Origin of the sequence: Desulfamplus magnetovallimortis (genome assembly GCF_900170035.1) — a bacterium.
GTDB classification, from domain to species: domain Bacteria; phylum Desulfobacterota; class Desulfobacteria; order Desulfobacterales; family Desulfobacteraceae; genus Desulfamplus; species Desulfamplus magnetovallimortis.
In genome coordinates this window covers 782,069-791,616 of sequence record NZ_LT828540.1, presented here as the reverse complement: position 1 = coordinate 791,616, position 9,548 = coordinate 782,069, and the positions used below count along the sequence as shown (strand labels likewise).

The 9,548-nt window shown below is 41.0% G+C and carries 8 protein-coding genes; 5 read left to right on the top strand and 3 right to left on the bottom strand.

Features of this window, described 5'->3' with window-relative positions; translation table 11 throughout:
• Window positions 1-184 precede the first annotated feature (184 nt).
• Both MTBBW1_RS03080 and MTBBW1_RS03075 read left to right on the top strand, forming a co-directional pair.
• A complete protein-coding gene (locus MTBBW1_RS03080) occupies window positions 185-424 on the top strand; it encodes a hypothetical protein (protein ID WP_080798990.1) in 240 nt (79 codons plus the stop codon).
• On the top strand, window positions 421-813 hold the full coding sequence (locus MTBBW1_RS03075; protein WP_080798987.1) for a type II toxin-antitoxin system VapC family toxin: 393 nt from the start codon (window positions 421-423) through the stop codon (window positions 811-813). The genes MTBBW1_RS03080 and MTBBW1_RS03075 overlap by 4 nt, the downstream gene beginning before the upstream one ends.
• Before the next feature lie 301 nt (window positions 814-1,114).
• On the opposite strand, the gene MTBBW1_RS03070 is transcribed toward MTBBW1_RS03075, so the two are convergent.
• Window positions 1,115-2,488: a PFL family protein gene (locus MTBBW1_RS03070; protein WP_080798985.1), complete on the bottom strand. Its 1,374-nt coding sequence runs from the start codon at window positions 2,486-2,488 to the stop codon at window positions 1,115-1,117.
• A 19-nt stretch (window positions 2,489-2,507) separates the two neighbouring features.
• A complete protein-coding gene (locus MTBBW1_RS03065) occupies window positions 2,508-3,080 on the bottom strand; it encodes a glycine cleavage system transcriptional repressor (protein WP_080798982.1) in 573 nt (190 codons plus the stop codon).
• Window positions 3,081-3,333: 253 nt separating this feature from the next.
• Here MTBBW1_RS03065 and MTBBW1_RS03060 point away from each other — a divergent pair, with 253 nt between their 5' ends.
• The 3 genes from MTBBW1_RS03060 (at window position 3,334) to MTBBW1_RS03050 (ending at window position 7,562) form a co-directional block, all read left to right on the top strand.
• Window positions 3,334-4,308, top strand: coding sequence for a 6TM ABC transporter family protein (locus MTBBW1_RS03060; RefSeq protein ID WP_080798979.1), 975 nt, complete (start codon window positions 3,334-3,336; stop codon window positions 4,306-4,308).
• 33 nt (window positions 4,309-4,341) lie between these two features.
• The gene (locus MTBBW1_RS03055; protein WP_080798977.1) at window positions 4,342-5,640 is read left to right on the top strand and encodes a CBS domain-containing protein; all 1,299 of its coding nucleotides are present in this window, start codon (window positions 4,342-4,344) and stop codon (window positions 5,638-5,640) included.
• Between the two features lie 323 nt (window positions 5,641-5,963).
• Entirely contained in the window at window positions 5,964-7,562 is a 1,599-nt protein-coding gene (locus MTBBW1_RS03050) for an ATP-binding protein (RefSeq protein ID WP_080798974.1), read from the top strand.
• A 120-nt stretch (window positions 7,563-7,682) separates the two neighbouring features.
• Here MTBBW1_RS03050 and MTBBW1_RS03045 read toward each other — a convergent pair whose 3' ends face one another.
• Entirely contained in the window at window positions 7,683-9,347 is a 1,665-nt protein-coding gene (locus tag MTBBW1_RS03045) for a fatty acid CoA ligase family protein (protein WP_080798972.1), read from the bottom strand.
• Between the last annotated feature and the right edge of the window lie 201 nt (window positions 9,348-9,548).

The window sequence follows — 9,548 nt, the reverse complement described above, 5'->3', positions numbered from 1 at the left end:
AGAATTCCTATACTGTGAACTTAGAGCGTTCTTCGGGCTGACTTTTCGGCATGCTTCATTTTTCAGTTTACATTTTCCGGAGAGAAAACTCTGAATGGCGGGAATCTTTCACAAAAAAGTGTAAAGTACTTTTGGTGTCATATTAAGGATGCCAAGATATAATTGACAAATAAGGATAACAAATATGCAACTTACTGTAAAAATTAAGGATCCTGATAAAGCCCAGCTACTATATAGCGTTCTGAAATCCCTTGATTTTGTCCTGCATGTTTCATCTGACGAAGATCAAGAGATTGCCCAAAGAACTCTTAGTGGGGAACATGACAGGAGTGAAGAATTTTTCTCCTATGCCGGATTGTGGAGTGAAAGGGATATTTCTGTCATTAATCTTCGTCATAAGGCGTGGCCAAGGCAAAACAAATGATTATTTGTGATACTAATATACTAATAGAATTTTATAAAAACACACCAAAAATTATCCAGGAATTGCAGGCTATAGGTTGTAAACGTATAGCTATCAGTGCTATTACTCAGGCTGAGCTCTATTTTGGGGCATTTGATAAAGTTGAATTAAGGAAAATCAAGGAGCATCTCTCCTTGATGACGGTGTTGCCATTGACGAACAACATTTCTGACAGGTTTCTTGAATTGATGGAAATATACTGTTTGAGCCATAAACTTAGTCTTCCTGATGCCCTGATTGCAGCAACATCCCTTATTCATAAATACGAGTTGTACACGCTGAATCAGAAGGATTTTCGTTTTATTCAAGAGATGTTATTATATCAACCTATTACATATATATCAATATAGCTTGGTGCTACTGCTCGGCGTAAGTCAGTTGATACTTTTTTATGCCTGTAATCTACTCAAAACCGACATCTTCTTGCTTTTTTCCAGTTACTGAATTTGTCTGAATCAGGATAACCAGGATAAAAAAGATGTTCAGGATAGATAATCCTGCCTTATCCTGTTAATCTTGGGAATCCTGATTCAGACAGTATTGACAAAGCTCAAGAGGTTATAGGTGTCCTATCTGTTATCTGTATTAATTTTTTTACCAAAAAATAAAATATTTTTCTGGAAAGCTATACATACTTTGTTAACAACAAGGCTAATTCTTCATACTGTGTATGGGTGCAGGAATCCTTCCTCCATACCTTACAAAGCAGTCTTTATTTGTGGCATGTGGCACATCCATTATCCTTGCTTCCCCCAGAAGACCGCCAAAATATACCTTGTCACCTGCCTTTTTCCCAGGAACCGGTATCAGGCGTGTGGCAGTGGTCTTGTTGTTGATCATGCCAATGGCCATCTCATCTGCAATGATGCCGGCAAGGGTCTCTTCCGAAATATCACCTGGAACTGGTACCATATCAAGTCCTACTGAACAGACGCAGGTCATGGCCTCAAGTTTTTCAATGGAAAGATAACCCTTGTCTGCAGCCTCTGCAATATTGAGATCTTCGCTTACAGGTATAAATGCTCCGCTTAATCCCCCCACATGGGAGCTTGCAAATGCACCGCCTTTTTTAACAGCATCGTTTAGCATTGCAAGTGCTGCTGTGGAGCCTGGGACACCAATACTTGTAAGTCCCAGTGCCTGGAATATCTCTCCTATGCTGTCCCCAACAGTTGGGGTAGGTGCAAGAGAGAGATCAACAACTCCAAATTTTATATTAAGAGTCTGGGCAACTTCACGACCGATCAGTTCTCCAACCCGGGTTACCTTGCATGCCGTGTTCTTTATGATCTCTGCAATCTGACCCAGGCGAAGTTTTGGATTTTTTTCAAGTGCACGTTCAATTGCCTTTTTTACAACACCAGGGCCGCTGACCCCGACATTGATAACTGCATCTGACACGCCCACACCAAGATATGCACCAGCCATAAATGGCATGTCCTGGGGAATGTTGGCAAATACGCAAAGCTTTGCACAGGCAAGGCCGTCTTCGTCTGCGGTGAGTAGTGCGGCCTTTTTGATGGCACGGGATATATCAAGCACTGCATCCATATTGATGCCGGAGCGGGTTGTTGCAACGTTTACAGATGCACAAAGCCGCTGGGTCTCTGCAAGGGCCTGGGGCAGGGCGTCAATCAATGCACGATCTCCGGAAGCTATGCCTTTTTCAACAAGAGCTGTAAAGCCTCCCATGAAGTCTATGTTGACCTCCCGGGCAATGTCGTTGAGAGTATGTGCAATTTCAACCATCTCGGGAGCTGAAAAAGGGGCTGCCACAAGCCCTATGGGACTTATAGATATGCGTTTATTGACAACAGATATGCCGTATTTTTCACCCACAGCATCGCACACAGTTACAAGTTCAGAAGCGTTTTTAATTATTTTTGCCCTGATCTTTTTTTTGAAAACCTCAAGATCGTGGCTTACGCAGTCAAAAAGGTTGATGCCAAGTGTGACAGCGCGAACATCAAGATGCTCGTTTTTAACCATCTCTATGGTTGACAATATTTCATGGGAATTGAACATTTTTTTCTTCCTGCCCGCGCTAAATCTTGTTAATGGTTTCAAAAATATTTTTATGCTGGATGCTTATATCAAGGCCAAGTTCAGCAGCTTTTGCTCTAAGGCGCTTAAAAAGCCCTGCCTGATCAGTATCCGGGAGGATTGCAACCTGATAATTCATTATATTTGCCGAAGGCTCGTCTCCACCCTTGAAAACAGCTTTAAGGTTTGTGATATTTACATTGAACTCTGCAATTATCTCAGTAAACTTTGCCACAAGCCCCTTTTGATCAGGTCCTATGGTGGTAATAAGAAAGGTTTCTTCAGAACCTGAATCTATTTCATATCCATTGGAGAGACCATTTGCTGGAGAAGCAAGTTCATCAATATAGACCTGAAGTTTTTTCCCTTCCAGATCCTTGGTCAATCTGCTTGTGATCTTTTCCATATCAAGTTCCGGAGGGTGATCTATTACAAAAAAACCTGCAAATTCATTCTGCAGAATCATCTGGTTGACATTCTGTATATTGCAGTCCATCTGGTAAAGGCTTTTGGCAACAGATGCAACAATACCAGGTTTGTCTTTGCCAAGGACGGTTATTATTAATTTATCCATAAAAACACATAAACTCCTGATGAGGTAAAATAAATTTTAATGCTTCATTGAAATTGAGAAAACTTTTCATATTATATTCTAAAGCCAAGGTAAACAAAAATTGAAAGAATGTGGAGATAAAAAAATATGAATCATAAAATATGCTGTTATTATATATTGCATTTTGATAAACTGCCTTGAAAATTCAGGTATCCTGATGCAGACAATTTATAGAAGTAAATAAAAGTAGAACTAAAGATAACAGGGAAATCAAATGGCAAACAAAAACTGGTCGGATTTGATCAGAGACTATAAAATGCTCATGATCATAGTAATTGTTGGTTTTTTTCTCATTGAAATTGAAATTTTTGCTGTGGCGGTAATGAAGTCAGGGCGGCAGTCGTGGATGAATGTTCTTGATGATTCCGGAGAAGTTATTTACCAGGTCAAAGGTTCGACATTGACCAATTTTAATAAATATTACTTTGAAAATACTTTTGGTTCCATTGATGACTATCAGGTTAAGCTGGTCAGCAAAGATGTCCCTTTTCCTTTTAGGGCATGGCTTGCCTCTGCAATAGGTATTCCTGTTGGCCTTGTTCTTCTGCTTGCCTTTGTTCTGAGATCGGTCATGGTTCTTCTTTATGGCAAAAAAAGCGGTGCCGACTATGACGAGGCTCAACAAAAACTCTTTGAAGAGGATGAGAATGAATCTTATGGTGAAGATGGAAAGAGCGAAGAAGAGTCTGAAATAGAAGATGGTGCAAAGCCTGACGGGGAAGGAAAGAAAAAACGCAGATGGACAAAATCAAAGGCACGCAGGTCAGGGCAGACCCAAGTTGGAGTTACAGGCTCTGCTGAAACTGTTCTTAATCAGCTCAGTCGCCTTAATATTTTTATTATCGGTTTTTTGATACTTTCGGCTGTGCTTCTTTATATCGTTATTCCAGATCTTCTGACATTTCTTGCAAAGGTTGGTATTGAGACAATACTCAATTTCAAGTGGTTTTTCCTTGCTGTTCTCATTGCAGTGTTTCTGCTTTTTGCCTGGTTTATGTATATGAAGTATCAACTTGCCAGAAAAAGCCTGGATGCACAGACTGAAATCCGTAAATATGAAATCAAGATGGAATATGCACGTTATGACAATGCTTTGCCACCTCCTGACAATTACAAGGAGAAAGAGCCTGCCATGATTGAATATTCAGACGTTGAATATGAAGAGAGAGGAAAGAAAAAAAATCCATAAACTGTTGCTCTGATTAAGAGAAAAAGGTTCCCCATGCAGATTATTACCACCCATAAAGGTACTGATTTTGATGCACTTGCCTCCCTTGTGGCGGGTACTATTATTTATCCTGGTTCCAAGCCTGTGCTGCCTGGTTCTGTCAATCCTAATCTAAAGTCTTTTTTGTCCATTCACAAAGATCTGTTTGGGTTTTACTCTCCGGGTGAGATAAAGCTTGAGGAGGTTAAATCCATGGTTGTTGTGGATACTAATTCTTGGAGGCGTCTTGATGGAATGGCGCCTTTAAAAACAAGAAGTAATGTTGAAATAATCAACTGGGATCACCATCCCGAGGGGGATATAAAAGCAGATGAGGTTTACAGGGAGGAACTTGGCGCAAATATTACCCTGATGCTCATGGAAATCCAGAAATTAAGAAAGCTCATCACTCCTATTCAGGCAACCCTTTTTATTATGGGACTGTACGAGGATACCGGAAATCTTACATTTACCTCAACCACTTCCAAAGATGCCCTTGCTGCAGCCTATCTTCTTGACAGAAAGGCGGATCTTCAGATCCTGTCAACATTTTTAAGACACTCATATGGAAAGAAGCAGAAAGATATCCTTTTTGAAATGATACAGAATGCTGAACGTATGGAGGTTTCGGGCTTCAGCATAAGCATTGCAAGGATGGATATTGAGGGGCATGTGCAGAATCTTTCTGTTGTGGTTCAAATGTACAGGGAAATCGTCAATGTTGATGCTGCATTTGCCATTTTTAGAGACACTGAAAGAGATCGCTGTATGGTTATCGGAAGAAGTAATCTTGAGCAGATTAATATTGGCCTTATAATGAGAAGTATGGGGGGCGGCGGCCATCCCGGAGCAGGGTCTGCCCTTTTAAAGGCAACCAATCCCGATGTTATTGAAGAGATGCTGATTGAAATGATAAGGGGCAATCAGCAAACATCAATCATGTTGAGCGATATCATGTCATATCCTGTTGTGACGGTTACTGAGGATACAACCATTGACGAGGTTGCCATGATATTAAGAGAAACCGGATGCACAGGTGTTCCTGTAGTTAATGAAAATGAAAATGTGGTGGGGGTCATCTCCAGAAGGGATTTCAGAAAAATAAAGAAAAACAGTCACATGCAGTCTCCTGTAAAGGCTTTTATGAGCCGGGATGTGATAACCATTGACCATACCAGAAGCGCCATTGATGCTGCACGTCTCATGATCAAGCACGATATCGGCAGAATCCCTGTTATTGAAGATGGCAGGGTGATAGGAATTGTCACCCGTTCCGATGTCATGCTCTATTTTTATGATCTTCTTCCAGACTGAATTTGTCTGAATCAGGAAAAATAGCTGTTCTTACAATCTCAAGAGTCCTAACTTCTCAAATCAACCACCACATATTGTACTTTCAATTCTCTGAAAAATACTATTTGTAGTCTCCATTTAGAGAACTTATGACTGACGAGTTACAATGAACAATTGGTAGTGTCATAAAAGTGTTGATATCTTTTTGTGAAAGCCCTGCTGAATCAAGGTTTGTGAAGAGCTCATCAACATATTTGGGACACCACCGAACAATTTATTAATACAGAATATCCTGATTTTAAGAATACCCTCCAATTTCTGGACACAGAATTAAGGAGTGATCCATGAACAACCTGCCAACACTTCCCACAGGCAACTCTTCATTTGAGAGTATAAGACTCAATAAAGACATCTATGTGGATAAAACCAGACACATTTATCAGATGATAAGTGATGGAAAATACTATTTTTTATCTCGTCCCAGAAGGTTTGGTAAATCTCTTATGGTTTCAACTTTGAAATGCCTTTTTGAAGGCAGGGAAGAACTGTTTGAAGGCTTGTGGATAAAAGATGAAAAGAATATCCCAGATATTAGATGGGAGTGGAAGCCGTATCCTGTTATAACTCTTGATTTCAATGAGATAAGTCATGAAACTCCAGATATGCTTAAGCAGAGCATTGAGGAGCATTTAACTGAAATTGCCTCCAGTCACGGCATAGAGCTTAAACGATCATTTATAAAAGGCAAGTTCAGGGAGCTTATCATTGCCCTTAGCAAAAAAACCGGTATGCCGGTTGTCTTTTTAATAGATGAGTATGACAAGCCCCTTATTGATCATCTTGGCAAGGGAGATGATGCACTTGAAACTGCAAAAAGAAATAGGGATATTTTAAAAGATTTTTTTGGTGTTATAAAAGGTGTAAAAATTTCTCCCATAACCCGTTTTGTGTTTATTACAGGTGTATCCAAATTCAGCCAGGTATCCATATTTTCCGAGCTAAATAACCTGACCGATATTACCATGCTCAATTTGTATGCTGATATGTTTGGCTATACAATGGATGAGGTTGAAAAGTATTTAATGCCCTACATAAAACGGATGGCAGATGAAAATGGCCATGAGCCTTATCATGTGATGGATCTACTTATTAACCATTACAATGGCTATCGTTTTTCAAAGAGGAAAATAAAGGTGTTCAACCCCTTTTCCCTCATGACAGCACTTAAATATATGGCTGTTGAAAATTACTGGTTTGAAACCGGCACTCCTTCTTTTCTGGTAAACCTCATTAATGAAAAAAAATGGCATATTCCTGAAATTGAAAAGCTGCATTCCACTAAAGCTTTATTCAGTATGTATGATCTTGAAACCCCCCACCTTGATGCTCTGCTTTTTCAGGCCGGCTACATTACCATAAAAGATGTGGATGAAGAACTTTATACATTTGATTATCCAAACCGTGAAGTCAAAACTGCATTTATCGAAAACATTTTCTATTCTTATACAGATGGAGATGGAGGAGGTGAGTATGCCCGTTTCATACTGCTTTCTAAATATCTTCGCACGGATGACCTTGAATCGTTCATGGATACCATTAAATCTGTTTACGCATCCATTCCCAACATCCTTGAGAGCCACAGAGACGAAGCATATTTTCACACCTTGTTCTATCTTATGGTTTCAGCCTCTGGTGTACGTGCCCACAGTGAGGTTTTAACCTGCAAAGGCAGAATTGATATGGTAGTGGAGTTTAAGGAAAAAATTTATATACTGGAGTTCAAGTGCAATCAGAGTAGTGAAATTGCCATTCAGCAGATAAAAGATAAAAATTATGCAGACCCCTTTTTGAAAAGGGGTAAAACCGTCCATCTTATGGGCATCAACTTTGACACTAACAACCGTAATATATCAGACTGGAAGCATGAGCTGTTTTTACCGTGAAAATGGCTAACATTTTTATATTTGGGGGTGATTGATACGCAATTATGTCCGTTTACCTTGAAAATAGATATCCATTGGTCGGCAGACTTCCATTTGTCCAGTGGTAGATAGGTTGAGTGTTCAGGATTCTGTAATATGGTTTTTAAGCTTTTTGGCTGCCCATTCCGCAAGAATTTCTCTGAATATCTTTGAGTTGTGGCGAATATCAACCGGAAATGATTTGTGAATAAGTATGTGCTCAATGTCCTGGGTAAGAGGATGGGATGCCGCAAGCTCATGCATCTCTGCAATGAAATCCTTTTGGTGACGCACCCCTGGTAGGGGTTCAATGCATATAACAGGGATCTGGTTACCTGGCTTACCGATTCCCACAAGTGCGCTTCTGAATACCTGATCATGATTGTTGAAGATGGCCTCACAAGGAATTGTAAAAAGTGTCCCCTGGGCAGTGATAACCCTGTGGCTCTTTCTGCCGCAAAACCAGATTCTTCCTCTGGTGTCGCGCCAGCCAAGGTCACCCATTCGATGCCATACACCTCCTTCATCATCAAGTATCTTTGAGAAAAGCTCTGCCTTGGGGTTCTGAAAGTAGTTTTTTGTCACAAGAGGAGCTTTTACTGTTATCTCACCGACATCCTTGTCTGCAACAAGAAGATCCCGGGACCACTTCCCGATATGCTCTTCATTTACCTTGATGAGTTCCACGGAAGTGTCGCATATGGGACGTCCGATGCACATGCCAAAACCCTGTTCACTTAGTTTACGAGTCTCTCCAAGAATCTCTTTGCTTGCAATGGAAAGGACAGGAACAGCTTCCGTTGCACCGTACGGAGTATGTACTTCAGTATCAGGGTTAAGCATTGTGGAAAACTGCTCAATATTTGCAGGTGAAACCGGAGCTCCTGCTGATACTACACGACGAAGGGATGGAAGGCGAAGCTCCAGCTCCTTGCCGTATGCCCCCACCCGATTCAGCAGGGCAGGGGATGCAAACATGTTTGTGACTCCATGATTTTCAATGGCTTCAATGATCCGCTCAGGGTTTACAAATGCAGGCTTTGTCGGATCCATGTCAGGAATGACGGCCGTCATTCCAAGAGCCGGGTCAAAAAGGGCAAACAGGGGAAATGTAGGCAGGTCAATCTCATCTTCCTCAATACCAAAATGGCTTTGGATCTGCCTGATCTGGGCATCAAAGTTGCCATGTGTATAGACAACACCCTTTGCAGGCCCTGTGCTGCCGGTTGTAAAAAGAATGGCGGCAGTTTCATTTTCCACAGTATCGGCAACGGGAAATGGCTCAATGGTGACTTTTCTGAGATCTTCAAGGGTGTATCCACCCCAGAACCATCTCTTGCCAACTGTGACATGTGTGTGAATTGATTTAAAGGTAGCAGGCCTTAGTACCCTAAGCAAATGGGCTTTTTCAATGCCTATGAAGGCTTCAGGTGAGCTTTGGCGAAAGCATGAGAGCATTCTGTTTATTCCCATTCCGGGATCTACTACCACAGGTATTGCACCCACCTTGAACATGGCAAATGTCAGACAAAAAAATTCAATTCCAGGCATAACCATGAGGATTGTTCTCACGCCTCTTTTAATCCCTGCCTCCTTGAGGCCGTGGGCAAGAAAATCAGATTCAGCATCAAGCTGGGCAAAGGTAATCTGGCTGTATAGCACTCTTCCGTAGCGATCCCTGGAAGATGGATATACAACAGCTCTTTTATATGGGTGTCTGGTACAGCTCTTTTTGAGCCAGTGTGAAATATTGACGTTGTTGGTCATGTCTATCTCTTTTATTAGAAAGTCTCCATAACATGCTGATCTAAAACTACTTTCATGTTTCGTTGTGATGCATCAGCAAACATGGGGGTTTTTATTAGAAAATCTCCATAACATACTGATATACAACTACTTTAATGTTTCGTTGTGATGCGTCAGCAAACATGGGGGGTATGAAATTCCCCGTAAGGGTCTCTTTGTTAA

Bases quoted from the DNA above. Each gene is read 5' to 3' on its own strand.
- MTBBW1_RS03060 (WP_080798979.1), top strand. From the start codon at position 3,334: ATGGCAAACAAAAACTGGTCGGATTTGATCAGAGACTATAAAATGCTC.
- MTBBW1_RS03045 (WP_080798972.1), bottom strand. From the start codon at position 9,347: ATGACCAACAACGTCAATATTTCACACTGGCTCAAAAAGAGCTGTACC.
- MTBBW1_RS03065 (WP_080798982.1), bottom strand. From the start codon at position 3,080: ATGGATAAATTAATAATAACCGTCCTTGGCAAAGACAAACCTGGTATT.
- MTBBW1_RS03070 (WP_080798985.1), bottom strand. From the start codon at position 2,488: ATGTTCAATTCCCATGAAATATTGTCAACCATAGAGATGGTTAAAAAC.
- MTBBW1_RS03075 (WP_080798987.1), top strand. From the start codon at position 421: ATGATTATTTGTGATACTAATATACTAATAGAATTTTATAAAAACACA.
- MTBBW1_RS03050 (WP_080798974.1), top strand. From the start codon at position 5,964: ATGAACAACCTGCCAACACTTCCCACAGGCAACTCTTCATTTGAGAGT.
- MTBBW1_RS03055 (WP_080798977.1), top strand. From the start codon at position 4,342: ATGCAGATTATTACCACCCATAAAGGTACTGATTTTGATGCACTTGCC.
- MTBBW1_RS03080 (WP_080798990.1), top strand. From the start codon at position 185: ATGCAACTTACTGTAAAAATTAAGGATCCTGATAAAGCCCAGCTACTA.